The organism is Pseudomonas sp. MF09156, assembly GCF_059862305.1.
On record NZ_JCBCUR010000002.1, the window covers coordinates 317,893 to 342,641 of the forward strand.

A 24,749-nucleotide genomic window follows, 5' to 3' on the forward strand; every position below is an offset into this window, starting at 1 on the left:
CCGGCCCATCTTGTTTATTTGGTGTGCTGTGGTAGTGTCCGGGTATACCTCAACTCATCGAGGTCCGTGAGAACCCCGCCGTTTATTGGCGGGGTTTTGCTTTTTTGTGCAGAAAAAAAGGAGTCTGCCGCAATCATGACTGCACCTTCCATCATCCTCACCCGTCTCGATGTGCAACGTCTTGAGCAACTGATCGACCGTATGGACGACAAACTGCCAGGCGTCATCGCCCTGCAAGCCGAACTTGACCGCGCCGAAGAGGTGGTTGGCCACGATGAAGTGCCTGCCGGTGTCGTGACCATGAACTCCAGCGTGCATTGCCGTGAGCAAAGCAGCGGCAAGGACTATCACCTGACCCTGGTCTACCCCAAGGACGCGAATGCCGACGAAGGCAAGATCTCGATCCTGGCCCCGGTGGGCAGTGCGTTGCTGGGCCTGCAAGTCGGCCAGCATATCGATTGGCCTGCTCCGGGCGGCAAGACCCTCAAGCTTGAGCTGCTGAGTGTCGAAGGCCAGCCGAAGGACGGCGGCGCATTCGCGCTCTAAACCTCATTCAAGGCCTGGTTGAGCGCCTGCTCCAACTCGGCTTTGTAGCGCAGGTACAGATTGCTTGGGCTTTGAACATCACCGAGTAGGCCGGATAGGTCCAAATCGGTGATGTAGCAACGATAGCGCTCGGTTTCCCGGCGCTGCCCGACGATCTCCTGGGCGACCACAGCAAACAGTTGGTCGCCAAACTCCAGTTCGCAAAACTCCCGCTGATTGCAGTACAGGGTGATCCCCACCTGGCCTGGCGCACCCTTGCCGATAATCGCCTGCACGTCGTAGAACGGTTTGTTGGCCGGAGTCTGCGGCGCAGGCCGTGGCTCGACCCGACGGGTACGGCCGCCTGCCGATGGCAGCAGTTGGTAATACAGCGTCTGCACCGCCCCCAGTGGCTGCTGCGGGTCCAGCGGTGACAGCGCGTCCCGTCGATAAATGATCGATTGCAGAAAGCGCTGCAAAGGCGCGAGCAAGCTCTGCTCATCATGAAACGGCAGGCGCTGTTGCCAGAGGGCGTTGAACTCGTCGAGTACGTACAGCTCGGCGAAGCCGTCGTTGATGCGGTAGAACACCTGCACACAATCGGCCTGGCCCATGGGCAGCAGTGCTGCCAGGTCGTGGTCTTCCAGGGCCATGGCATCCAGGTGCAACGGGCTGTAGCTGGCCAGCTCCTCGCTGAGGTAGTCCACCAGCGCCTGCTGGCTGGGCAATGACACGTGATTGGCTTGCCCCGGTGCCAGCTCCATGACGTGATAGTGCTGTTGTACCTGGATCAGATAGCGGTGGTTGAGCTGGCTGAGCATCAGGTTTTGCGCGGTATCGAAAATCTCTTCGACCCGCTGGGCAATGAACTGCGCACGGTTGTGACAGAAACAACGCACCCGCAGCCGCGGCAATCGGTCATGCGGTAACTGATTCAGGTAATCGCGCAGGCAATCGAGCAGGGCGTGGGGCCCCTCGTAGCGGCTGACCATCACCTCGTTCCAGCTGTTGAGCGTCACCTGGTCCAGGGTCAGCACCAGGTTTTCCCTGACGCCGGCGTAACTCAGGGAGTCGGTGCGCTCGGTGGTCATCAGGATATTCAAGTCACGGTGATGCTTGAGGGGGTCGACGCCGACGTTGATCAGCAACAGCACCTCCTCGGGTATCGCCGTACGCAGCAGGCGTTCTTCATCGACCGTGGCCAGGGGCAGGGCGACAGTCTGTTGCAGGCTGCCCAGCAGGTTGAACAGCTCGAATTCGCTCAAGTCGCTGGTGCCGGGGTGCAGGGCCAGGCGTGTGCTGCTGTCGATCACGCCGTTGCGATGGCACCAGGTGAGCATCTCCAGCAGGTCGCGGCTGCGTTTGATCGGCGCAAAGTGCTCCCATTCCAGGGCGGTCAGGCTGCCGTTGTACAGGCCCCAGTGAAACTGACCCGGCTCCTTGCGATTGGGCGAATGAACCAGGGTGAGGGTGTCTTCGGCCAGGTCCGGAGCAATCCCTGGGTTGATGAACTCGACCTTGCCGGCCTTGCGTTCGAAGGCCGCGTACAGGCGCCGGCCCAGCACATTGAGGTCGCGCTTGTTGATCAGGCTCACGGTCTGTTCGGTGCGGGCGAACTGGGTCAGGAAGCGATAACTGTAATTGAGCTCATTGACCAGGGCCCGGCGCTCGGACGCGACCTGGCGCACTTTCCACTGGCTGCGGCTGTCGAGCAGGGCCAGTTGCCGCTGGTCCCAGCCCCATTCATTGGCCAGGCGCTCCAGCAGTGCGCGCTGCCAACCGATGGTGCGCTGGCCGGTGGTGAGCTTGCGGTTGACCTTCAGGTACAGGCTGCGCCGCACCAGTTCCAGGCGTTCGGGTTCGTTGCGGCTGCGCAGGTATTCCTCGATGCGGCGGTAGACCACGATATACGGGTCCAGCTCATCCAGATCCAACTGGTTGGCGAACACTGCGCGTTTGAAACGCAGGCTCAGGCACAGCACCTTGGGGTGTTCGCTGGCATACACCTCGGTCAGCAACAGCTTGAGCACCGACTTATAGGGTGACTCGATGCCCTTGAACAGTTGCCACAGGCCGGCGCCGATGAATTCCCCAGGTGGAATATGGGCCAGGTGCCCGAGGTCGAGGGTTTCGTCGGCGCGGATAAAACGTTTGGAAATCAGCGTGTGGGTAAATTCGGCGTAGCGCGCTTCTTCGTAGACCGGTACCAGCCACCAGATCGGCGTACGCCCGGCCAGCCAGATGGCGGTGCGGTAGAACTCGTCGAGCAACAGATAGTGCTGGCTGGTGCCACAGTCATCCGAACTGAGCTGGGTATCGCGACCGCCCTGTGCAAAGCGGCTCGGTTCGATCAGGAAAAAATGCGCTTCGGCGCCCATGCCCAGGGCCCAGGCTTCCAGCAGTTGGCATTTTTTGCGCAGCTCGCCCAGCTCGGCCTCGCTCAGGTCGGCGGCGTGGCACACCCACACGTCCATATCGCTCTGGTCAGCCTGGGCCAACGTGCCGAGGCTGCCCATCAGGAACAGGCCGTGGATCGGGGTGGGCGGGTTGCCGTGGCGTGGCTTGTAGGAAAACGAGCGGGTCAGGCGCTGGGCTTCGGCCAGGACCTGGGCATCCGGTTCAAAATTCGCCAAGCCGGCCGGCGTACTGCCCGAGACATAGCCCGGCAGCAGCGGGTGATTGACGTGGAAAAACAGCGGCAGCAGCGCCAGCACGCTTTGCTGGCGCGGCGTCAGGCCTTCGACGGCGCGGGCCATGCGGCCGGCATTGAGGGTCAGGAAACGCGAGCGCAGTTGGGCCAGTACCTTGCGGTCAATGCCTTCATCCAAGTCAGGGCGGATTTCATGGGTACTGGTCATGTCGAACTCAACGGCTCGCAGGGCCCGGCGTGGGCAGCCGTGTAGGAGTTTACAGACAGAATCGTAGGAGGTTTAAGGGGAATTTGTTTTTGACGTCAGAATTTTATCGTGCACACGGGAATGCCCGCGGAATCCGTGAACAGAGGATCCCGTGGGCGATACGGTGGATCAGGCGGCTTCTTTGGTGGTAGCGGTAGTCAGAATCGTCAGCAATGTTTGCGCTTGTTCTGCCGCGTCGCGGCCCAGGCTGGTCAGGTAGCCGCCATCTGGCTGGTCGATCAGTTTTTTCTCGAACAGGCGTTTGGCAGCAGCAATGGCAGTGGGAGCGGCGGTCTGATGGACTTTCAGGCCTTCCTGGATATTGCCCAGGTTAAAAAGTGCAAGGATTTCCAGTTCGGCAACCAACTCAGGGGTATACGACATAAGGACTCCAGACGTTCTAGGAATTGTCAGACGCTAGCAGCCCCTAAGGTGAACGTACTTGGGCGAACTGTCCAGTGCGATATGGGCACAGGGGAGGCAAGCCGCACTCCTGTAGGAGCCAGCTTGCCGGCGATGGCGGTTCCAGGGGCCTACTGGTTTTCCGGCGGCAGCTCTGGCAGTGCGCGCAGGGCGGTTTCATACCAGTCGGTGTTGAACGGCCGGTCTTCTTCCAGCATCGCGTCGATTTCCACGGCCAGCACATGGGCCATCAGGTTCAGGATGTCTTCGCGCTCGTAACCCACCAGGGTCAGCTTGTTGAACGTGGCCTTGGCCGCGGGCGGGTTGTCGCTTTCGATCTGGTTTTCGATCGCTTGGGTCAGTGTGGATTCGGCGAACTCTTCGTCGTCGTTGTCGATATCGGTTGGCTCGCTCATGGCTGCCTCCTGTCAGGAAAGGGCGCCAGTCTACCTCCATTCAGCCAGGTGATGCTGCTGGTCAGGCGGCGCATCACGTTCTATAACCTACCCAGCCAACCCCCTGCACGGCCTGGAGGCTTTGTGATGCTCAAGCTCTACGGATTTTCGGTCAGTAACTACTACAACATGGTCAAGCTGGCGCTCCTGGAAAAAGGCCTGCCCTTCGAGGAAGTGGCTTTTTATGCCGGGCAAACCCCTGAAGCCCTGGCTGTGAGCCCGCGCGGCAAGGTGCCGGTGCTGAAGGTCGAGAGAGGTTTTATCAACGAAACCAGCGTGATTCTCGAATACCTCGAACAGACCCAGTCGGGCCCGGCCCTGCTGCCAGGCGATGCATTCCAGCGCGCCCAAGTGTTGGCGCTGTGCCGGGAAATCGAGTTGTACATCGAACTGCCGGCCCGCGCTTGTTATGGCGAGGCGTTCTTTGGCATGACGGTACCGCAGGCGATCAAGGACAAGGCCAAGGCCGAGTTGCTGTTGGGGATTGCGTCGCTGGGCCGGCACGGCAAGTTTGCACCGTATGTGGCGGGGGAGAGTTTTACGCTTGCCGATCTGTATTTTATGTACAGCGTGGACTTGGCGTGTGCGGTCGGTGGGAAGCTGTTTGGCCTGGATCTGCTGGCTGAGTTGCCGAAGGCCAAGGCCTTGCTGAAGAAGTTGCAAGACCTGCCCAACGCCCGGCGAGTGGCGGCGGACAAGGAGGCGGCGATGCCAGCCTTCATGGCGATGGTCGCGGCGAAGAAGTCATAAATGTGGGAGCGGGCTTGTGTGGGAGCTGGGCTTGCCCGCGATGCAGGCACCTCGGTGTGTCAGTGACACTAAGGTGATGCTATCGCCGCCAAGCCAGCTCCCACATTTTGACCGAGTTAAATTGAAGGCTCTGGTCAAAGGTGGGAGCTGGCTTGCCTGCGATGCTTTTAGCGGTTGGCGAGCAGGGCCTGGCCGCGCACCACTGCTGCCTTGACCTGGGCCGGAGCCGTGCCGCCGATATGGTTGCGGGCATTGACCGAGCCTTCCAGGGTCAGCACCGCGAACACATCCTGCTCGATCTGGTCGCTGAACTGACGTAGCTCTTGCAGGCTCATTTCCGCCAGGTCCTTGCCGGTGTCCACGCCGTACTTCACGGCATGCCCGACGATTTCATGGCAGTCACGGAACGGCAGGCCACGGCGCACCAGGTAGTCCGCCAGGTCAGTGGCGGTGGAGAAACCGCGCAGCGCCGCTTCACGCATGATCGCGTGCTTGGGCTTGATCGCCGGGATCATGTCGGCAAATGCGCGCAGCGAGTCGCGCAGGGTGTCGGCGGCGTCGAACAGCGGTTCCTTGTCTTCCTGGTTGTCTTTGTTGTAGGCCAGGGGCTGGCCCTTCATCAGGGTCAACAGGCCCATCAGTGCGCCGAATACACGGCCACTTTTACCGCGCACCAGCTCCGGCACGTCGGGGTTTTTCTTTTGCGGCATGATCGAACTGCCGGTGCAGAAGCGGTCCGGCAGGTCGATGAACTGGAACTGTGCACTGGTCCACAACACCAGTTCTTCGGAGAAACGCGACAAGTGCATCATCGCGATGCTGGCTGCTGCACAGAACTCGATGGCGAAGTCGCGATCCGATACGCCGTCCAGGGAGTTGCCGCCCACGGCGTCGAAACCCAGCAGTTGCGCGGTGTACTCGCGGTCGATCGGGTAGGTGGTGCCGGCCAGGGCCGCGCTGCCCAGAGGCATGCGGTTGGCGCGCTTGCGGCAGTCGACCAGGCGCTCGTAGTCGCGGCTGAGCATTTCGAACCAGGCCAGCAGGTGGTGGCCAAAGGTCACGGGTTGTGCGGTCTGCAGGTGGGTGAAGCCGGGCATGATGGTGTCCGATTCACGCTCGGCCTGCTCCAGCAGACCTTTTTGCAGGCGGGTGATTTCGGCCAGGATCAGGTCGATTTCATCGCGCAGCCACAGGCGGATATCGGTGGCCACCTGGTCGTTGCGGCTGCGCCCGGTGTGCAGCTTCTTGCCAGTCACGCCGATGCGGTCGGTAAGACGCGCCTCGATATTCATGTGCACGTCTTCAAGGTCCACGCGCCAGTCGAAGGTGCCAGCCTCGATTTCGCCACGGATGGTGGTCAGGCCATCGATGATGCTGTCGCGCTCGGCATCGGTCAGCACGCCGACCTTGGCCAGCATGGTGGCGTGGGCGATCGAGCCCATGATGTCGTGGCGATAGAGGCGCTGGTCGAAATTGACGGAGGCGGTGAAGCGCGCGACGAAGGCGTCGACGGGCTCACTGAAGCGGCCGCCCCAGGACTGGTTGGTCTTGTCGGTGCTCATGGATTCGCTCGTGATCTGCTTAAAAGAGGGCATGAAAGTGTGCCGCCGATAATAACAGGGTTGTCCGTGGAGGCGTTGATACGCCGCGTCGGCATTTTTATTTGTTTGATGGGTGGCAAAGTGCCTTGCCGTTGGCCGCGTCCGGGATGAGACTGGAGGCGGGAGTGAACGCGGGGGTTTAAACCGGTCGGTTCCTGAGGTAAACAAAGGGTGTTTATTGAGACGATATTTGACGATTGAGCAATGTCGCCTTCGTGAGCGTCTACAGTTGCACTGACAGGGGTGCAGTGCACCAATGCCAGGCGATGAGGTCGAACTCCAGGCTAACCTTAAAGTAGAGGGGGTGTTCATATTGAGTATCAGCAAACCCTATGACGATGCCCTGCGGTATCGGGTTTTGGGCGGTATTGAACAGGTCCGGGTAAATATTGGTGTCGCTCTCGGGGCACTTTTTGCCGCTCACGCTAGTCTTAGCGTGGATCGCCGTGACGGAAGTCACCGCACCTGTCTACGCTATCCTTGTGCGAGACTCACGCAGGAATCCAGCGCAATATGAATGTCCTGATCGTTGATGACGAACCCCAAGCCCGCGAGCGACTGAGCCGTATGGTCAGTGAACTCGAGGGATACACTGCCCTTGAACCGAGCGCGTCCAGTGGCGACGAGGCATTGACCTTGATCGACAGCCTGAAGCCGGACGTGGTGCTCCTCGATATCCGCATGCCGGGCCTTGATGGCCTGCAGGTCGCCGCCCGCTTGAGCGAGCGCGAGTCGCCGCCGGCGCTGGTGTTATGCGCCAGCGACGAGGAGTTTTCTGCCGAGGCCCTGGAGGCCAGCGGTGTCAGCTTCCTGGCCAAGCCGGTATCAGCCGATGCCCTGCTCAAGGCCTTGAAGAAAGCCGAGCGGCCCAATCGCGTGCAACTTGCCGCCCTGACCCAGCCCGCGGCGCAAAGTGGCAACGGCCCCCGCAGCCATATCAGTGCCAGGACTCGCAAGGGCATCGAGCTGATTCCCGTGGACCAGGTGATTTATTTCATTGCCGATCACAAGTACGTGACCTTGCGTCACGAGCACGGTGAAGTGCTGCTCGATGAGCCGCTCAAGGCCCTGGAAGACGAATTTGGCGAGCGTTTCGTGCGTATCCACCGCAACGCGCTGGTGGCCCGCGAACGCATCGAGCGTCTGCAGCGCACGCCCCTGGGCCATTTCCAGCTGTTCCTCAAAGGGCTCAACGGCGACGCATTGATCGTCAGCCGGCGCCACGTCGCAGGCGTGCGCAAGATGATGCAGCAGCTTTAGCCCGAAGGCTGTAGCGACCTGCATGCCCCAATTGCGGTGCGCTGCGGCCAGGGAGGCCCCGCACTTGCTGATTCAAATCAAGGCGGTTCTGCCTGAGCTGTTATTATCTGCCGTATCTATTCAGTACGGATTGATCCATGTCCTCTCGCGAAATCCGCATCGCCACCCGTAAAAGCGCCCTGGCCTTGTGGCAGGCCGAATACGTCAAAGCCCGCCTTGAGCAAGCCCATCCTGGCCTCACGGTGACCCTGGTGCCCATGGTCAGTCGCGGCGACAAGCTGCTCGACTCGCCGCTGTCGAAAATCGGTGGCAAGGGCCTGTTCGTCAAGGAGCTGGAAACCGCTCTGCTGGAGAACGAAGCCGACATCGCCGTGCACTCGATGAAAGACGTGCCGATGGACTTTCCCGAAGGCCTGGGCCTGTATTGCATCTGCGAGCGTGAAGACCCGCGCGATGCCTTCGTGTCCAACACCTACGCCTCCCTCGATGAATTGCCGCAGGGCAGTATCGTCGGCACCTCCAGCCTGCGTCGCCAGGCCCAGTTGCTGACCCGTCGCCCGGACCTGCAGATCCGCTTCCTGCGGGGCAACGTCAATACCCGCCTGGCCAAGCTGGATGCCGGCGAGTACGACGCGATCATCCTGGCGGCGGCTGGCCTGATTCGCCTGGGCTTTGAAGACCGCATCACCTCGGCCATCAGTGTCGAGGACAGCCTGCCGGCCGGTGGCCAGGGAGCAGTCGGTATCGAATGCCGCACCGCAGACTGGGAAATCCAGACGCTGCTCAAGCCTCTGGATCACCACGACACTGAGGTTCGTGTCACCGCCGAACGCGCCCTGAACAAACACCTCAATGGTGGCTGCCAGGTACCGATTGCCTGCTACGCGGTACTTGAGGGTGAGAACCTGTGGCTGCGCGGCCTGGTGGGCGACCCTGACGGTGGTTTGCTGCTCACCGCGCAAATCCGCGGGCCACAAGCCGAAGCCGCGAGCCTGGGCGTGCAGGTAGCCGAAGAACTCCTGGCAAAAGGCGCCGGCGCCATTCTGCAAAAAGTCTATGGCGAGGCCGGTCCGCAGTGACCGACTGGCGTGTGCTGCTGACGCGGCCTGCCGAGGATTCGGCAGCCTTGGCGGCCTCGTTGTCCGAAGCCGGTATCTTCAGCAGCAGCCTGCCGTTGCTGGAAACCCAACCCTTGCCCATCACTGCTGAACACCGGGCGGTTTTTCAGGGCCTGGATCGCTATTGTGCGGTGATCGTCGTGAGCAAGCCGGCCGCACGCCGGGCGTTGCACTTGCTTGATCGATACGCGCCAGCAGTGCCGGCCTTGCCGTGGTTCAGCGTTGGTGCGGCAACGGCCCAGGTCCTGGCTGAGCATGGCCTTAACGTGAGCTACCCCGAGCTTGGGGATGACAGTGAGGCCTTGCTTGCATTGCCCAGGTTGCGCGAGGCTGTCGCTGTTGACCATGCGCGGGTATTGATCCTGCGCGGGCAGGGTGGGCGAGAGCTGCTGGCTGAGCGTTTGCGCGGCCAAGGTGCTAGTGTCGATTATCTGGAGTTGTATCGTCGGTTTCTGCCGGCCTACGACCCGGATGTGCTCGCCCAACGCATTGCAGTGGAACGCTTGAACGGCCTGGTGGTCAGCAGTGGGCAGGGTTTTTTGCATCTGCAAGGCCTCGCCGGTGCCCATTGGCCACGCGTGGCCCAGTTGCCGTTGTTCGTGCCCAGCCCACGAGTCGCCGAAATGGCGCGGGCGGCGGGCGCGGAAAAAGTTGTGGATTGCCGTGGTGCCAGTGCCGCGGCTTTGCTAGTGGCGTTACGGAGCCAGCCCGTTCCCACTCTCTAATAACGCAAAGGATGGACACGTGAGCGAAACAGCCTTGCCTAAAGATGAAGCTCAGCCCGCGCTCGATGCGCCTGTTGAGACCCCGATCACTGCGCCTCGCCGTGGCAATGGCCTGGCGATCCTCGCTCTGCTGCTTGGTGCCGCCGGTGTTGCGGCTGGCGGCTGGGGGCTCTGGCAGGTCCGGGCCTTGCAAGCGAGCAGCCAGCAACAGTTGGGGCAGGTGCGCACCCTGGATGAACAATCCCAGGGCATCGCGCAGGCGCAACAGCAGTTGGCCGCACGTCTGGCACAATTGCCCGGTGCTGATGAGCTGGAGGAACGCCGCCGGTTGGTCGCGCAATTACAGGGCGACCAGCAGCGCCTGAACCAGCGTCTGGAAACCGTGCTGGGTGCCAGCCGCAAGGACTGGCGCCTGGCCGAGGCCGAGCATCTGCTGCGCCTGGCCAGCCTGCGTTTGTCAGCGTTGCAGGACATCAACAGTGCCCAGGCGCTGGTGCAGGGCGCCGATGAGATCCTGCGCGAGCAGAGCGATCCGGGTTCGTACGCCGCCCGCGAGCAATTGGCCAAGAGCCTGGCGGCGTTGCGCAGTGTCGAGCAGCCGGATCGTACCGGGCTGTACCTGCAACTGGCGGCGCTGCGGGACCAGGTGGTGCAACTGGCGGCCGTGTCCCCGGAATATCAGCTGCAAGAAAGCCCGCAAGGCCTTGCGACTACCGACACTGACAATCGCTGGAGCCAATGGTGGGAGCAGATTTCCCGCTACTTCCGTATCGACTTCAATCCCGACGATAACATCCGCCCGTTGCTGGCAGGCCAAGGCCTGAACCAGGTGCGCCTGGCCCTGAGCCTGGCGCTGGAGCAGGCGCAATGGGCCGCACTCAATGGCGAGCCGGCGGTATACGCCCGAGCGCTGGGCGAGGCGCGCAGCGTGTTGCAGGGCAACTTCAACCAGGACAATCCGCAAAGCCAGGCCATGCTGGCGCGTATCACCGAGCTTGAGCCCAAGGCCGTCTCGGTGGTGACCCCGGACCTCGCCGCGAGTTTGTCTGCGGTGCAGGCTTACCTTGAACGCCGCCACCTGTCTGCCGATGAAGCCAAGGCTTCAGCCGGTAAGCCGGCGACCCAGGAGTAAAGCCGATGAAGCGTTTCTATGTGATCCTGGTGCTGGCGATAGCTCTCGCCCTGGCGCTGGCTGTGGGCATCTCGAAACACACCGGCTATGTGCTGATCAGCTACCCCCATGTGCTGCATTATGAGTCCGGCCTGTGGTCGACCCTGGTGGCGGTGTTTGTCGTCGGCCTGGCGATCTATCTGCTGCGGGTACTGCTGGGCCTGGTGACGACTTCCGGTGGCGTGGTCAACCCGTGGTCGCGGCGTAATCGCAGTCGACGGGTGCAAGTCGCTATTGAACAAGGGCAGATGGACCTGGCGGAAGGCCGCTGGGCCAGTGCCGAGCGGCACCTGCACCGCGCGGCGGAAGCCGAACGCCAACCATTGCTGTATTACCTTGGCGCAGCTCGGGCGGCCAACGAGCAGGGCCGTTATGAAGAGTCCGACAGCCTGCTGGAGCGCGCCCTGGAACGTCAGCCCCAGGCCGAGCTCGCCATCGCCTTGAGCCACGCGCAGTTGCAGATGGACCGTGGCGACACGGATGCGGCCCTCGTGACGCTGCAGGCCATGCATGAGCGCCATCCGCACAACGCCCAGGTCTTGCGCCAGCTCCAGCGCTTGCACCAGCAGCGCGGTGACTGGTCCTCGGTGATCCGGCTGTTACCGGAACTGCGCAAGGACAAAGTGCTGCCCGCCCCCGAGCTGGCGGATCTGGAGCGCCGGGCCTGGGGTGAAAACCTGAGCCTGGCGGTACAGCGTGAAGAACAAGGCGAGGCGGGTCTGCAGTCCCTTGAACGGGCCTGGCAACAATTGACCTCGGCCCAGCGCCAGGAGCCCCAGTTAGTGTTGGCCTATGCCGAGCAATTGCGCCAATTGGGCGCCGATGCCAAGGCCGAAGAGGCGTTGCGTGTTGCGCTCAAGCGTGGTTACGACAGTCACTTGATCAGGTTGTATGGCCTGCTGCGCGGTAGCGACCCGGCACGCCAGCTGAAATTCGCCGAAGGTTGGCTCAAGGACCATCCGGGGGACGCCAGCCTGTTGCTGACGCTGGGCCGGCTCTGCCTGCAAAACAGTCTTTGGGGCAAGGCGCGGGACTATCTGGAAAGCAGCCTGCAAGTGCAGCGCAACCCCGAGGCCTGCGCCGAATTGGCGCGATTGCTGGCGCAGTTGGGTGACACCGAGCGCAGTAATCAACTGTTCCAGGAAGGCCTGGGGTTGTTGGATAGTCGCCTGCTGGCTTCGCCGCTACCGGTGCCTGCACGGGTTTAACGTAGGATGTTTTGAAGGGTTGGCTCGGAAGCATCTGGTAACCAGCCCTTCAAAATCCCTGGGTTTTCTCGATTTCAGGGGCTTGAGGTGGTTTCCCACACCGGGCCACGTAAAGTCGCCTGCCCTCTGACGGGATATCCCTGCTATCTCGCGGAAGCGTCTGCTCCAGCGCGTATTGAAAGGGGTAAGGTCTTTCCTCTACCGTAACTACCTATCTCTTGCGTTGCGGATAAACAATGTCTTTGGCCCCCTCACGCTCCTTGTTCTTCCTGGCGTTCATGGCCGGTGTGCTGACGTTGGGCGCGTCTTTTTATCTGGAATACGGGGCTCTGCTGCGACCTTGTTTCCTGTGCCTGATCCAGCGCAGCCTGCTGGCGGTGTTCACCCTGATTACCCTGATAGCAACGCTCCATGGCCCCAGGCGCGTGGGCATTTACCTGTACTGGGCGGCGAGCATGGGTTGTGCGCTGCTCGGCGCAGTGACAGCGGTGCGCCAGGTGCTGTTGCAGAACATCCCGCCTGACCAGATGCCCAACTGCTGGCCAAGCCTGGAATACATGATCGAAAACCTGTCGCTGGGGCAAGCCTTGCAACTGGCATTCAAGGGCACCGTCGATTGTGTGGAAATCAACTGGACGCTGTTCGACTTGAGCATCCCGGAGTGGAGCCTGCTGTTCTTCGTGGCCATGCTCATCCTGGGGGCAACGCAGTTTTCGCGTTTGTTGCCCGGCCCGGGTTTGCGGTTCGTGAAGCACTGATTGGGTGTGTTGGCTCGTAGGATGGGATTAAACACTTGTATGAACTTTCTGGTCTGCGTACCTTGAAGCCATAGTCACGCGGGCATAATCTGGCCCGCACGCGTTATTGAAACAGTTTGTTCGATGCGGCGTTGTCCGCTTGCCGCTTATCCTCGACGTATTGCGCGGGCAAAAGCGGCACCGCCCATAAGGGAAGAGATCATCATGTTGGAAAGTTGTCAGAATGCTCAGGAACGCTGGGGTGGTGTGCATAAGCTGATCGACAGCTGGTTGAAAGCACGTCACGAATTGGTTCGGGCCTTTGATGCTCTTGGTGAGAAACCCGAGGCTCTGGCTGAGAACCGCAAGCCTCTGCAGGAGTTCTGTGGTGTCTTGGTGGACTACGTCTCGGCAGGGCACTTCGGGGTGTATGAGCAACTGACCAAGGAGGCCGAGGCCTTTGACGACCAGCGTGGCCTGGACTTGGCCAAGACCATTTACCCGCGCATCGACGTCATCACCGAAAAGCTCCTGGCTTTTAACGACCTCTGCGACAAGGGTGAGTGCGTTGCCGCAAAATTCAAAGAGCTGGGCGGCTTGCTCCATGAGCGTTTCGAGCTGGAAGACTGCCTGATCGAAGTGCTGCACAACGCCCACAAGGAAGAGCCTGCAACCCAGGCTTGAGCCTTCGCGGCGAGACAAGAAAACGGTGCGCATGGCGCACCGTTTTTCGTTGGGGTCAGGCTCCGGTTGCGAGCAACTCAATCTCGAAAACCAGTGGCGTGTAAGGTGCTATCAACTCACCTGCGCCGTCTGCGCCATAGGCTTGTGCCGATGGAATCACCAGGCGCCACTTCGCGCCCACCGGCATCTGCTGCAACGCGCTTTGCCAGCCGTTGATCACACTGTCCAGGCGAAACCATTGGGGCTGGGCACTCTGGTCGAAAATCGTGCCATCGGGCAATCGCCCCACATACGTCACTTGAACCCGATCATGGGCGCCCGGCTTTTTCCCGCTGCCGGGGGTAAGTTCCGTGAGCAAGATACCGTCGGCCAATTCCCGCACGCCGGTCCGGGCTTTTTCCGTTGTCATGAATTGTTGTTCGGCGGCGAGAGCCTTTTCGCTTTGCGGCACTTGGGTCTCGTGGCTGGCCTGCGCTTCGTGCTGGGCGAGAATCTGTGCGATGCGTGCCTCATCCAGTGCCAGGGGCTTGCCTTGATAGGCTTGTTTGAGACCGTCGAGCAAGGCCTGGATCTGCAGGTCGGGGACTTCCTGGCGCAGGCGCTCACCCAGGCTGGCGCCCAGGCTGTAGGCCAGGTCGTGGCTGTCTTTGGACGCCGCCGGTTCAGTTGCATTGGCCACTGAAATCGACAAACCCAGGATGAAAAAAAGGTAACGCGACATGGGTATTCTCCAGCCGAAAGTGCGGTGGATTATGCCAGTGTGAGGGGGTAAAGAATGGAGTGGTTTTTCGTTATATCGATAAGAATTTTTGTGCGGTGCAACGCAACGCATTCGATACTGTCAACATGCCCTAGCGGCGGTAAGAGCAGAGGGCTAGTATGAGCCGCACCCACGTCAGCCAGGAGGTAAACCATGTCGGCCAAACAGAAGCCTGTTAATACCCCGTTGCACTTGCTCCAACAACTCTCGGGCAGCCTGCTCGAACATTTGGAAAGTGCTTGCTCCCAAGCCTTGGCTGATGCAGAAAAATTGCTCGCCAAGCTGGAAAAGCAACGCGGCAAGGCGCAAGAAAAACTGCATAAATCCCGTACCAAACTGCAAGACGCCGCAACCGCCGGCAAAGCCAAGGCGCAAACCAAAGCCAAGGGCGCCGTGAAAGAACTTGAGGACTTGCTCGATGCCCTCAAGGATCGTCAATCCGAAACCCGCACCTACATCCTTCAACTCAAGCGCGATGCCCAAGAGAGCCTGAAATTGGCGCAGGGTGTTGGTCGTGTGAAAGAAGCGGTGGCCAAAGTGCTGAGCACTCGTACACCGGCCAAGGCCGTTGCGGCCAAGGCGCCGGCCAAAGTTGCGGCCAAGCCTGCTGCTAAAAAAGCGCCTGCGAAACCAGTTGCCAAAACCGCTGCTGCGAAACCAGCCGCTAAACCAGCTGCCAAAACCGCTGCTGCGAAACCAGCCGCCAAGCCAGCTGCCAAAACCGCTGCTGCGAAACCAGCCGCTAAACCAGCTGCCAAAACTGCTGCTGCGAAACCAGCCGCCAAGCCAGCTGCCAAAACCGCTGCTGCGAAACCAGCCGCCAAGCCAGCTGCCAAACCTGCTGCTGCGAAACCAGCCGCTAAGCCAGTTGCCAAAACTGCTGCTGCGAAACCAGCCGCTAAGCCAGTTGCCAAAACTGCTGCTGCAAAGCCTGCCGCTAAACCAACTGCCAAAACTGCTGCTGCGAAACCAGCCGCCAAGCCAGCTGCCAAAACTGCTGCTGCAAAGCCGGCCGCTAAGCCAGCTACTAAAACTGCTGCCGCAAAACCAGCCGCCAAGCCAACTGCCAAACCTGCTGCCGCAAAACCAGCTGCCAAACCTGCTGCTGCAAAATCAGCGGCTAAACCTGCTGCTGCCAAGCCAGCTGCTGCAAAGCCAGCCGCCAAACCAGCTCCAGCAGCCGCCAAGCCTGCTACCCCTGCCGCTCCAGCCGCTACCACCGCACCGGCCAGCAACACGCCTGCCCCGGCAGCACCCGTCACCACCCCAACCAGCGCTTCCTAAGTGCCGGTGGCCGCGGCGCGCAGCTGATGCAGCGCGTCGTGGTCGAGGTTGGCGGCTTCGGTCGCCAGTCCTTCAAGCCATGTTTGATCCGTGGCTCGTTCCCCTGTTGGCCAACCCTTCGCCAGCGCCTCCAGGCGTAACAGCAACTGCCGTTCGGCTTCCAGCTCCAGGGCCTTGACCCGCTCGCGCAAAGCTCCCAGTTCCACATCCTGCTGCGCCATAGCGCGCCATTGCGTGCGCACCTTGCGCAAGGGCTGTACGACATCTGCCTGCCAGGGGTCGGCAATTTCCCGTAGTGCCAGCACACGCGCAGGTTCGGGTGCGACGCCACGCTGTTCCAGCCACAGCCCGCACAACAACAGACACACATTCGCCCCTTGTTCCTGCAAGCGCAGGCAGGCATCTTCAGCGCCCGCACGGGCGTAGGTCGAGAGGGCAAAGCTCCACAGGTCAGCGCACATGTTCACACCCAAGCCAGCGGTCAACGAAGCTGGTAGACTCCGCCGCCATTATGATCCGACTTCAAAGCCTAACATTACAGCGTGGCCCGCAACGTCTTCTTGAAGACGCCGAGCTGACCCTGCACGCCGGTCACAAAGCCGGCCTGATCGGTGCCAATGGCGCCGGCAAATCCACGTTGTTTGCCCTGTTGCTCGGTGAGCTGACCCCGGATTCCGGGGATTGCCTGCTGCCGGCCGACTGGCGTATCGCCCATATGCGCCAGGAGATCGACACCCTGGACCGCATCGCGATCGACTACGTGCTCGATGGCGACCTGCGCCTGCGCCAGGTGCAACACGACCTGGCCGAGGCTGAGAAAGCCCAGGACGGTGCCGCCCAGGCCCGCCTGCACTCGGAACTCGACAGCGCCGACGGCTACACCGCGGACGCCCGCGCGCGCAAAATGCTCGCTGGCCTTGGGTTCACCAACGAACAGATGGATCGCCCGGTCGCCGACTTTTCCGGTGGCTGGCGCATGCGCCTGAACCTGGCCCAGGCGCTGATGTGCCCCTCGGACCTGTTGCTGCTCGATGAGCCGACCAACCACTTGGATCTCGATGCGATCCTGTGGCTGGAGGATTTCCTCAAGAGCTACCCCGGCACCTTGTTGCTGATTTCCCACGACCGGGATTTCCTCGACGCCGTGGTCGATAACATCGCCCATGTCGAGCAAAAGAAAATCACCCTCTATCGCGGCGGCTACACCGCGTTCGAGCGGGCCCGTGCCGAACGCCTGGCCCAGCAGCAACAGGCTTTCGAGAAGCAGCAGGCGCAGCGTGCGCACATGGAAAGCTACATCGCCCGGTTCAAGGCCCAGGCCACCAAGGCCCGCCAGGCCCAGAGCCGGATCAAGGCCCTGGAGCGCATGGAAGAACTGTCGGCGGCCCACGTCGATTCGCCGTTCGACTTTGTGTTTCGCGAGTCGGTGAAAATCTCCAGCCCCTTGCTCGATCTCTCGGATGCACGCCTGGGTTATGGCGACAAAACCATCCTGGAGAAGGTCAAGCTGCAGCTCACCCCGGGTGCGCGCATCGGTTTGCTCGGCCCCAACGGCGCGGGCAAATCGACGCTGATCAAGAACCTGTCAGGCGAGCTGCAACCCCTGGCCGGGCGCCTGACCCGTGGCGAGAACCTGGTGGTGGGCTACTTCGCCCAGCATCAACTGGACTCCCTCGACTCCAAGGCCAGCCCGCTGTTGCACTTGCAGCGCCTGGCGCCAACGGAGCGCGAACAGACCCTGCGTGACTTCCTCGGTGGCTTCGACTTCCGTGGCGCACGCATCGATGAGCCGGTGCTGAATTTCTCCGGCGGCGAAAAAGCCCGCCTGGCCCTGGCCCTGATCGCCTGGGACCGGCCAAACCTGCTGCTGCTCGACGAACCGACCAACCACCTGGACCTGGAAATGCGCCTGGCGCTGACCATGGCCTTGCAGGAGTTCAGCGGGGCGGTACTGGTGGTGTCTCACGACCGCCACTTACTCAAGAGCACCACCGACAATTTCCTGCTGGTGGCCGATGGCAAGGTGGAAGAGTTCGACGGCGACCTGGACGACTACGCCCGCTGGTTGACCGACTACCGTCTGCGTAATGCGCCGGTCAGCAACACCCCGGTCAACCCGGACAAGACCGACAAGAAAGCCCAACGCCAGGCCGCCGCTGCCCTGCGCCAGCAGTTGGCGCCGCACAAACGCGAAGCCGACAAGCTCGAAGCCGAGTTGGGCAAGGTCCACGAGCGCCTGGCCAAGATCGAAGCCAGCCTCGGCGACAGCGCGGTGTACGAAGCGGCCCGCAAGGATGAACTGCGTGACTTGCTGGCCGAACAGGCCAAGCTCAAGGTGCGTGAAGGGCAATTGGAGGAAACCTGGATGGAAGCCCTCGAATTGCTCGAAGGCCTGCAAGCGGAGCTGGAGGCGCTGTCCTGATGGAAGCCTTGCAACTGCCGCTGCCAGCGCAATGGATCGAACCGGTGTGGGTCGGCGTGCAAATCCTGCTGATCCTGCTGGCCGGCTACCTGGCCCAGCGCTTCGTCGCCAAGGGCCTGACGCGCCTGGGCGAGCGCTACCCGTTCCCGCCACAACTGCTGATGCCCCTGCGTGGTGGCCTGCGCTGGCTGATCATGGGCAGTGCACTGATCTTCGTCCTCGAACGCCTGGGCGTGTCGGCCACCGTGCTGTGGACTGCGCTGTCGGGTTTTGTGGCCGTGGCGGCGGTGGCGTTCTTTGCCATGTGGTCGGTGCTGTCCAACCTGCTCTGCGCGATCCTGATTTTTACCGTCGGGCCGTTTCGCCTGGGCGATGTGGTCGAGCTGGTGGACACCGTCGACAAGCCTGGCGTCAAAGGCCGGGTGATCGCGATCAACCTGCTTTACACCACGCTGATCGAAGTGGCCGAGGCGGGCACCGACAGCGCGGTGGTGCAAGTGCCCAACAGCCTGTTCTTCCAGCGTTCGGTACGCCGCTGGCGCGGTAGTGATATCAGCCCCTTGCCTTAAAATTCTCTAGCCAGCCCTCGGCCCTCGGAGTTAGCTTAGTGCTCACAACGAATTTGCTACGAGGTGTGTAATGGCGCTCGACACATGGCTGGCCTTTTTCCTGGCCAGCTGGATCATCAGTCTCTCCCCCGGCGCGGGCGCCATCGCCTCCATGTCCAGCGGCCTGCAATACGGTTTCCTGCGCGGTTACTGGAACGCCATCGGCCTGCAATTGGGCCTGGCGATGCAGATTGCCGTGGTGGCGGGCGGCCTGGGCGCCATTCTTGCGGCGTCTTCTACCGCGTTCTATGCGATCAAGTGGTTTGGCGTGGCGTACCTGGTGTACCTGGCCGTCAAGCAATGGCGCGCCTTGCCCATGGACATGAGCGATGACGCGGCCGTACGCCCGATCGGCAAGCCGATGGCGATGATGTTCCGTGGTTTCTTGGTCAATGCCAGCAACCCCAAGGCCCTGGTCTTCATGCTGGCGGTGCTGCCGCAGTTTGTGAACCCGCAGGCACCGCTGCTGATCCAGTACCTGATCCTCGGCGCGACCATGATCGGCGTGGATATGGTCGTGATGGCCGGCTACACCGGGCTGGCGTCGAAGGTACTGCGCCTGTTGCGCACACCCAAGCAGCAAAAACGCGTGAACCGTACGTTTGCCGGGCTGTTCGTGGGCGCGGCGGGTTTCCTCGCCAGCCTGCATCGCGCAACGGCCTGACTGAATAAACCCAATCAAAACTGTAGGAGCTGGTTTGCCGGCGATAGCGGTGTATCAGCCAGCATATATTGCACTGACCCATCGCTATCGCCGGCAAGCCGGCTCCTACATTGGTTTTGGGTTCAGTGCAGGATCTTCGGCGCCTCATCCCTTGGCAGGTTATTGCGCAACGCAGGCTGGCCGGGCTCTTGATACCCGCCGCCCAACTGCTCTTGTAGCTGGCGCGCCACATCTTCACCCAGGGTTTTCGACACTTCCTTCACCACCCGTGGCCGGCTCAGGCTCACGCGCACGTCGCGACTGCTCACCAACTTGGTGTCCTGGCCTTCACCCATGGCGGTAAATGCCGAGGTGATCTCGTAGGTACGGGTGTTGATCAGGCTGAAGTCCGCCACGACCGCCAGCCCCAGTACCGCTGAATAGCTGTTGGTGCGATCCAGGGCGTTGATGTCCTGGGTGAAGTCGATATCCGACAAGGAGCCAAACAACACATAGTCGGCGCCCTTGAAGTGGCCGGCCTTGATCCGCTTGATCACGTCGTACACATCGCCTTTGGCCTCGCTGGTGTAGGGCGTGCCCTGGACCAGTTGGAACTGGCGCGACTTGAGAATCTCGCCCTTGATATCGCCGCTGAATTTGCGCAGCTCGCTCTGTTCGATGTAGCTGTTGCGGCTCTCGAACTCGGTGTAGCTGGACGCGCCGCTGGCGTTATACGGGCTGGCCTGGAAGTTATTGCTGGCCGCGACGGCGTGGATGTATTGCTCCACCCGCGCCTCGTAGGCCAGGTCCGTGACCGCGATTTTCGGCGCCGCCCAGGCGCCAAAGCTGCACAGCAGAGCGATGATGCCGATCCATGGGCCCATGGCTCAGCGCTCCGTGGTCTTGCGGATTTCTTTTTCGTCCATCCATTCCGCCAGGCCGCTTTCGACGTCGACCAGTTGCAGGCTGAACTTGTAGAACACGTCCTTGTAGTCGGCGCTGCGCTTGACGATGGAACTGATGGAACCTTCCAGGCGGTACTTGGCGGCGACCATGTTGCCGGTCTTGCTGACCGTGGACTTCTTGTACAGGCCGCTCTGGTTTTGCAGCTTGAGCTGGTCGACCTGGCTTTGCATATCGGTGTTGTCGCTGGCGAAGCGGGCGGTGCCGGTCTTCATCAACTGGGTCTTGATCGAGGTGGTGATCTCGCGGGTATCGATGTACTCGCTGGTCTTGTTCTTCACGTCATACACCTGCACCACCGGGCGGCCCTGGAGGATGCCGGACTGCGCCAGGGAGCGGGTCATGCTTTCAGCGATCATCTGCAGGTCGGTGGAGCCGAACTCGTTGGTCACCAGTTCCACGGCCTTGGTGTCGCCATAGCTGATGTTTTTGCCGCCGATGACCGGCGAGGTGTTGGCGCAGCCGCTGGCCAGGACGGCGATCACGGCGAGGAACGAAAAGCGTGCAAACATGGGAAGGTCTCTCGAAAACTGAATAGGGGCCAGGCTCAAGGCGTCTTGACTTCAAGGCGGAAGTCGGCGGCCTGGGGCAGGTTGGCGATGGCCGGCAGGAAGGTGGCCTGGTTGGCGTAGAGGTTCAGCACTTTCCAGGTTTCTTCGTCGCCCACCGGGAAGCCATCGGCGCCCAGCCAGGCGAAGCGGTAGTACATCATCTGATTGCTGCTGGTGATGTTGCTCAGTTGCACTTTGGCTGTCAGGAAGCCGTTTTCGCGGGCCACCCGAATGGCGCCGACGGCGATGCCCTTGAACTTGCCCATCACCACGACTTTGCTCGCGGCGCTGCCAGGTGCCGGCGGCGGGGTGGCGCAGCCGGCGAGGAAGATCAGCGCCAGGGCGCCGAGGATGAAATGACGCATAGCGTGCTCCTTAAGGTTGTTTGAGGCTGGCGACGGCCTGGGCCGGGTTGCTCGCGACCACATGGGCCGCCAGGCTGCTGGCGAAGACCTGGTTGCCGACCACCCGCAAGGTGATCACCTGGTGGCGTTGTTCGGCCTTGACCGTCACCAGGCTGCCGCCCAGGGCATTGGGCAGGCTCACCTGGTGCTCGCCACGCTTGAGGCGCAGGCGCGTGACCTGGGTGACGTCCGGCAGGGTGCGCCAGGTGCGGGTGTCGGCGCCCTCGGTGACGGCGGAGGCGATGCCCAGCACCAGGCCGGCCATTGGGTTGGTCTGGTTGAGGTTTTTTTGCGTCACGCCACGGCTGATGGCACGCACGGTCGTGCGCAGGATGATCCCCGGCATGTCGTCGCGCAGGGCGCGGCGTGACATCGCGGTCGTGCTGTTGAGGGCCGTGAGGTTCTGCTGCCGGCCGTCGACGCCGATCTGCGCAAAGGTGGCCGTCGAAGTGTCTGGCTTGATCACCGGGAACGACAGCGGTGTGATCACCCAATGCCCGTCAATAGGAATCGGCAACGGCAGGCGGATCGAGTCGCGGGCCGGCGCCAGGCCGCTCTGGACCACGATCAGAACGTCGCTTTCGTCAGCTGCTACGGCAGAGGCGTCCAGATCGAGCAGCGCCTGTTCCAGCAGCGGTGTGTTGGGGCGCAGTTCGGCGGCCTTGCGATAGCCCGGCGCGGCCAGGTCTTTTTCACCCAGGGCTTCGTAGACGAAACCGGCCAGGTAATGGCTGAACGCGCTCTGGTAGCTGTTCTTCAGGCCCACCACGTCCGGCGCGTCGAGGCTTTCCACCGGGTAGCCACGCAAGTCCTTGAATTGGGTGGCTACGCCCTGGCGCTCGGCTTCGTTTTCGCGCTTGAGGTATTCCCTGTCCCGCAGCTCGGCGATCACCGCTTCGCGTTCGTGGGTTTTCTTGATTTCGGTGCGGGCGCCGTCGAAGTCGTTGACGGCCAGCAGGTTCAGCGCCATTTGGGTGGTGAGCATGACCTTTTCATAGTCATACCCTTCGTAGCGCCGCACCTTGTCATTGACCAGGAAACTGCCGAACTGCGCCAGATAGCGCTCGGTGTCGAACTTGACCGACTCCTCCCACTTGTACACCACCACGTCTGCGCGGTGCCAGGCCGCCTGGCTGCCGGCCAGGTCGCCCTTGGCGCGCAGCAACTCGCCTTTTTCGAAGTAGTAGAGAAGGTCTTTGTCTTCGCTGCTGTTGTTCTTTTCCAGCAGGGTCAGCGCGGCATCCACGTTGCCGCTGGCCAACTGCTGATTGGTGGCTTGCAGTTCAGTGTCGTAACTGCGGAACATCGAACAGCCCGACAGCAGCGTGACTGCCGCGAGGGCAAGGGAGGTAAAAGCGCGAGATGCCATTGAGGTGCTGCTTCCCTGAGCGTAATCGGCCGAAGGGGCTGGTCGGGTCGAAAAACCAATCGCAGGAAGCTTTTTCCTACCTATTCCTCATAAAAAGAGGAGCCTAAATGCCGATTCGCGATAACGAAGGCGGCGCATTATAGGCCTCGTTACTGGCAAAACAATGGCTTTTCAGCGGCATTGTTTAAGGTTTGTGCCACTACCCAGGGCACAGATTTCAGCCGCCAATCACTAACGCCTTGAGTCAAACCCATTAACATTCGACAATATGTTACTTCTTGTTTCCATCTGAGATTCATTCATGACTGCCCCCTCCCGTTTTCTCGCCTGGCTGTTGTTGCCAGCGTTGGTGTCGTGCAGCTTCAATCTGCTGGCTGCCACCGCAGAAGGTGCGCCCCAGGCCCTGCATTTACTGGACTACATTGGCGCCGACTATCCGCCGACGGTGCAGGCGGGCAAGGTGGTCGATGAGTCTGAATACCGTGAACAGGTGGAGTTTCTCGGCGTGTTGCAGGGGCTGGTGGCAGAACTGCCGGACAAGCCCGAGCGTGAGGCGCTGGTCAAAGGCGTCGATGAGCTGCTGGCCGCCGTTACCAGCCATCAGGACGGTAACGCGGTAGCACGCCAGGCCCGGCAACTGGGGGCGCAGTTGGCGGTAGCCTATGAAGTCAGCCAGGCGCCGGCCATTACCCCGGACCCGACACGTGGCGCGCCGCTGTACGCCCAGCATTGTTCGGTGTGCCACGGTGACGCCGGGGCGGGCGATGGCCCGGCCGGTGTCGGCATGACCCCGCCGCCGGCCAACCTGCGCGATGCGCAGCGCCTGGACCGCCTGAGCCTGTATGGCATCTACAACACCCTGGGCCTGGGCGTCGAAGGCACCGACATGCCGTCGTTCGCCGACCAGCTGGATGACCGTCAGCGCTGGGACCTGGCGACCTACATCGCCGGCTTCACCGCCGACCCGGCCGCTGCAAAAAGCGAAAAATCCTTCAACCTGGCCGACCTGGCGCGCCAGACCCCGGAAGAGGTGCTGGCCGCCGAAGGGCCGGACGCCGTCCGGGTGTTCCGCGCCCAGCGCGCGCAGCCGCCGCAGGTCCAGCGTGGTCCGGCGCAGTTGCTGGAGTACACCGCGGCGACCCTGGACAAGAGCCTTGCGGCGTTCCGCAGTGGTGAGCACGAGCAGGCCTACGACCTGTCGGTAGCGGCGTATCTGGAAGGCTTCGAGCTGGTGGAAAGCTCACTGGATAACGTCGATGCCAACGTGCGCAAGGACACCGAGAAAGCCCTGATGGCGTATCGGCAGTCGTTGCAGGACGGATTGCCAATCGAGCAGGTCCAGCAGCGCCTGGATGTGGCCAAGGGCAAACTCACTGAAGCGGCCGGCCTGTTGGGCGGCGACGGCCTGAGCTGGTCGTTGAGCTATATCTCGGGCTTGCTGATCCTGCTGCGTGAAGGGCTGGAAGCGATCCTGGTGCTGGCGGCGATCCTGGCCTTTTTGCGTAACACCGGCCAGCAGTCGGCGGTGCGCAGCGTCAACGTCGGTTGGGCGCTGGCGTTGGTCGCTGGCGCGGCGACCTGGGCCCTGGCGGCGTATGTGATTGACGTCAGCGGCGCCCAGCGTGAATTGCTCGAAGGCTGCACGGCGCTGTTTGCCAGTGTGATGGTGTTGTGGCTGGGGGTATGGATGCACGATCGGCGCCACGCGGCCGCCTGGCAGGACTACATCAAGAGCAGCCTGGTCGGCGGTGGCGGGCGTTTTGGGTTTGCGATCCTGGCGTTCTTCTCGGTGTACCGCGAACTGTTCGAGGTGATCCTGTTCTACGAAACCCTGTGGCTGCAGGCCGGTCCTGCCGGGCATAACGCGGTATTGGCCGGTGGTGCCACGGCGCTGGTGCTGCTGATGGGCCTGGCGTGGATCATCCTGCGCGGTTCGGCGAAGTTGCCGTTGGCGCTGTTCTTCGGCATCAACGCGGCGTTGCTGTGTGCGCTGTCGGTGGTGTTCGCCGGGCATGGCGTCAAGGCATTGCAGGAAGCCGGCATTTTCGGTACCCGGCCGGTGGCGTTCTTTGACTTCGACTGGCTGGGCATCCATGCCGATGCGTACTCGTTGAGTGCCCAGGCCGTGGCGATCATTGCGATTGTGGTGCTGTACAGCCGCAGCCGCTTGGCCGAGAAGCGCCGGGTGGCGGCTTCCTGAAGGTACTTGCGG

The 24,749-nt window shown here is 61.8% G+C and carries 24 protein-coding genes; 14 read left to right on the plus strand and 10 right to left on the minus strand.

What is annotated here, in order from left to right; genetic code table 11:
• Positions 1 to 135: 135 nt before the first annotated feature.
• Positions 136 to 546: a nucleoside diphosphate kinase regulator gene (gene rnk / locus AC19YY_RS07235; RefSeq protein ID WP_169955383.1), complete on the plus strand. Its 411-nt coding sequence runs from the start codon at positions 136 to 138 to the stop codon at positions 544 to 546.
• On the opposite strand, the gene AC19YY_RS07240 is transcribed toward rnk, so the two are convergent.
• From AC19YY_RS07240 to AC19YY_RS07250, 3 genes are all read right to left on the minus strand, one after another.
• The gene (locus AC19YY_RS07240; RefSeq protein ID WP_500604006.1) at positions 543 to 3,383 is read right to left on the minus strand and encodes a class I adenylate cyclase; all 2,841 of its coding nucleotides are present in this window, start codon (positions 3,381 to 3,383) and stop codon (positions 543 to 545) included. The genes rnk and AC19YY_RS07240 overlap by 4 nt on opposite strands.
• A gap of 168 nt (positions 3,384 to 3,551) precedes the next feature.
• Positions 3,552 to 3,806: a TIGR02647 family protein gene (locus AC19YY_RS07245; protein ID WP_169955381.1), complete on the minus strand. Its 255-nt coding sequence runs from the start codon at positions 3,804 to 3,806 to the stop codon at positions 3,552 to 3,554.
• 149 nt (positions 3,807 to 3,955) lie between these two features.
• A complete protein-coding gene (locus AC19YY_RS07250; RefSeq protein ID WP_057440482.1) occupies positions 3,956 to 4,240 on the minus strand; it encodes a hypothetical protein in 285 nt (94 codons plus the stop codon).
• A 126-nt stretch (positions 4,241 to 4,366) separates the two neighbouring features.
• On the opposite strand from AC19YY_RS07250, the gene AC19YY_RS07255 reads away from it, so the two are divergent.
• The gene (locus AC19YY_RS07255) at positions 4,367 to 5,029 is read left to right on the plus strand and encodes a glutathione S-transferase family protein (RefSeq protein ID WP_500604007.1); all 663 of its coding nucleotides are present in this window, start codon (positions 4,367 to 4,369) and stop codon (positions 5,027 to 5,029) included.
• A 167-nt stretch (positions 5,030 to 5,196) separates the two neighbouring features.
• Here AC19YY_RS07255 and argH read toward each other — a convergent pair whose 3' ends face one another.
• Entirely contained in the window at positions 5,197 to 6,591 is a 1,395-nt protein-coding gene (argH, locus tag AC19YY_RS07260) for an argininosuccinate lyase (RefSeq protein WP_500604008.1), read from the minus strand.
• Positions 6,592 to 7,143: 552 nt separating this feature from the next.
• Between argH and AC19YY_RS07265 the strand changes: the two genes are divergently transcribed.
• The 7 genes from AC19YY_RS07265 (at position 7,144) to AC19YY_RS07295 (ending at position 13,533) form a co-directional block, all read left to right on the plus strand.
• Positions 7,144 to 7,890 (plus strand): LytR/AlgR family response regulator transcription factor, encoded by a 747-nt coding sequence (locus tag AC19YY_RS07265; protein ID WP_169955379.1) that lies wholly within the window; start codon positions 7,144 to 7,146, stop codon positions 7,888 to 7,890.
• Between the two features lie 137 nt (positions 7,891 to 8,027).
• Positions 8,028 to 8,969, plus strand: a complete 942-nt coding sequence (gene hemC, locus AC19YY_RS07270) for a hydroxymethylbilane synthase (protein ID WP_432754777.1) — start codon at positions 8,028 to 8,030, stop codon at positions 8,967 to 8,969.
• Positions 8,966 to 9,733 (plus strand): uroporphyrinogen-III synthase, encoded by a 768-nt coding sequence (locus AC19YY_RS07275; protein ID WP_500604009.1) that lies wholly within the window; start codon positions 8,966 to 8,968, stop codon positions 9,731 to 9,733. The genes hemC and AC19YY_RS07275 overlap by 4 nt, the downstream gene beginning before the upstream one ends.
• 19 nt (positions 9,734 to 9,752) lie before the next feature.
• On the plus strand, positions 9,753 to 10,865 hold the full coding sequence (locus tag AC19YY_RS07280) for a uroporphyrinogen-III C-methyltransferase (protein ID WP_169955376.1): 1,113 nt from the start codon (positions 9,753 to 9,755) through the stop codon (positions 10,863 to 10,865).
• Between the two features lie 5 nt (positions 10,866 to 10,870).
• Complete coding sequence (locus AC19YY_RS07285; protein WP_170042086.1) at positions 10,871 to 12,112, plus strand: heme biosynthesis protein HemY; 1,242 nt, start codon at positions 10,871 to 10,873, stop codon at positions 12,110 to 12,112.
• A gap of 236 nt (positions 12,113 to 12,348) precedes the next feature.
• Positions 12,349 to 12,870 carry a disulfide bond formation protein B gene (locus AC19YY_RS07290; RefSeq protein WP_169955374.1) on the plus strand — a complete coding sequence of 174 codons (522 nt, stop codon included), beginning with the start codon at positions 12,349 to 12,351 and terminating at the stop codon, positions 12,868 to 12,870.
• Between the two features lie 204 nt (positions 12,871 to 13,074).
• On the plus strand, positions 13,075 to 13,533 hold the full coding sequence (locus AC19YY_RS07295; RefSeq protein ID WP_070994033.1) for an Rsd/AlgQ family anti-sigma factor: 459 nt from the start codon (positions 13,075 to 13,077) through the stop codon (positions 13,531 to 13,533).
• 55 nt (positions 13,534 to 13,588) lie between these two features.
• Here AC19YY_RS07295 and AC19YY_RS07300 read toward each other — a convergent pair whose 3' ends face one another.
• Positions 13,589 to 14,254: an FKBP-type peptidyl-prolyl cis-trans isomerase gene (locus AC19YY_RS07300; RefSeq protein ID WP_170042087.1), complete on the minus strand. Its 666-nt coding sequence runs from the start codon at positions 14,252 to 14,254 to the stop codon at positions 13,589 to 13,591.
• A 192-nt stretch (positions 14,255 to 14,446) separates the two neighbouring features.
• Here AC19YY_RS07300 and AC19YY_RS07305 point away from each other — a divergent pair, with 192 nt between their 5' ends.
• On the plus strand, positions 14,447 to 15,577 hold the full coding sequence (locus tag AC19YY_RS07305) for an AlgP family protein (protein ID WP_500604010.1): 1,131 nt from the start codon (positions 14,447 to 14,449) through the stop codon (positions 15,575 to 15,577).
• Here the strand turns inward: AC19YY_RS07305 and AC19YY_RS07310 are convergent.
• On the minus strand, positions 15,574 to 16,038 hold the full coding sequence (locus AC19YY_RS07310) for a TIGR02444 family protein (protein WP_432754773.1): 465 nt from the start codon (positions 16,036 to 16,038) through the stop codon (positions 15,574 to 15,576). The genes AC19YY_RS07305 and AC19YY_RS07310 overlap by 4 nt on opposite strands.
• 50 nt (positions 16,039 to 16,088) lie before the next feature.
• Here AC19YY_RS07310 and AC19YY_RS07315 point away from each other — a divergent pair, with 50 nt between their 5' ends.
• From AC19YY_RS07315 to AC19YY_RS07325, 3 genes are all read left to right on the plus strand, one after another.
• Complete coding sequence (locus tag AC19YY_RS07315; protein WP_029289609.1) at positions 16,089 to 17,999, plus strand: ATP-binding cassette domain-containing protein; 1,911 nt, start codon at positions 16,089 to 16,091, stop codon at positions 17,997 to 17,999.
• On the plus strand, positions 17,999 to 18,568 hold the full coding sequence (locus AC19YY_RS07320; RefSeq protein WP_057440468.1) for a mechanosensitive ion channel family protein: 570 nt from the start codon (positions 17,999 to 18,001) through the stop codon (positions 18,566 to 18,568). Before AC19YY_RS07315 ends, AC19YY_RS07320 begins: the two co-directional genes overlap by 1 nt.
• 70 nt (positions 18,569 to 18,638) lie before the next feature.
• Entirely contained in the window at positions 18,639 to 19,271 is a 633-nt protein-coding gene (locus tag AC19YY_RS07325; protein ID WP_432754771.1) for a LysE family transporter, read from the plus strand.
• A 122-nt stretch (positions 19,272 to 19,393) separates the two neighbouring features.
• Here AC19YY_RS07325 and AC19YY_RS07330 read toward each other — a convergent pair whose 3' ends face one another.
• The 4 genes from AC19YY_RS07330 to AC19YY_RS07345 are packed head-to-tail and all read right to left on the minus strand — an operon-like array spanning position 19,394 to position 22,537.
• On the minus strand, positions 19,394 to 20,134 hold the full coding sequence (locus tag AC19YY_RS07330; RefSeq protein ID WP_500604011.1) for a penicillin-binding protein activator LpoB: 741 nt from the start codon (positions 20,132 to 20,134) through the stop codon (positions 19,394 to 19,396).
• Between the two features lie 3 nt (positions 20,135 to 20,137).
• On the minus strand, positions 20,138 to 20,725 hold the full coding sequence (gene lpoB / locus AC19YY_RS07335) for a penicillin-binding protein activator LpoB (RefSeq protein WP_169955039.1): 588 nt from the start codon (positions 20,723 to 20,725) through the stop codon (positions 20,138 to 20,140).
• 35 nt (positions 20,726 to 20,760) lie between these two features.
• Positions 20,761 to 21,129 (minus strand): YcfL family putative periplasmic lipoprotein, encoded by a 369-nt coding sequence (locus AC19YY_RS07340; protein ID WP_169955038.1) that lies wholly within the window; start codon positions 21,127 to 21,129, stop codon positions 20,761 to 20,763.
• Between the two features lie 10 nt (positions 21,130 to 21,139).
• Complete coding sequence (locus AC19YY_RS07345; RefSeq protein WP_170057552.1) at positions 21,140 to 22,537, minus strand: COG3014 family protein; 1,398 nt, start codon at positions 22,535 to 22,537, stop codon at positions 21,140 to 21,142.
• A gap of 301 nt (positions 22,538 to 22,838) precedes the next feature.
• Between AC19YY_RS07345 and AC19YY_RS07350 the strand changes: the two genes are divergently transcribed.
• Positions 22,839 to 24,737: an FTR1 family protein gene (locus tag AC19YY_RS07350; protein ID WP_169955036.1), complete on the plus strand. Its 1,899-nt coding sequence runs from the start codon at positions 22,839 to 22,841 to the stop codon at positions 24,735 to 24,737.
• Positions 24,738 to 24,749 lie beyond the last annotated feature (12 nt).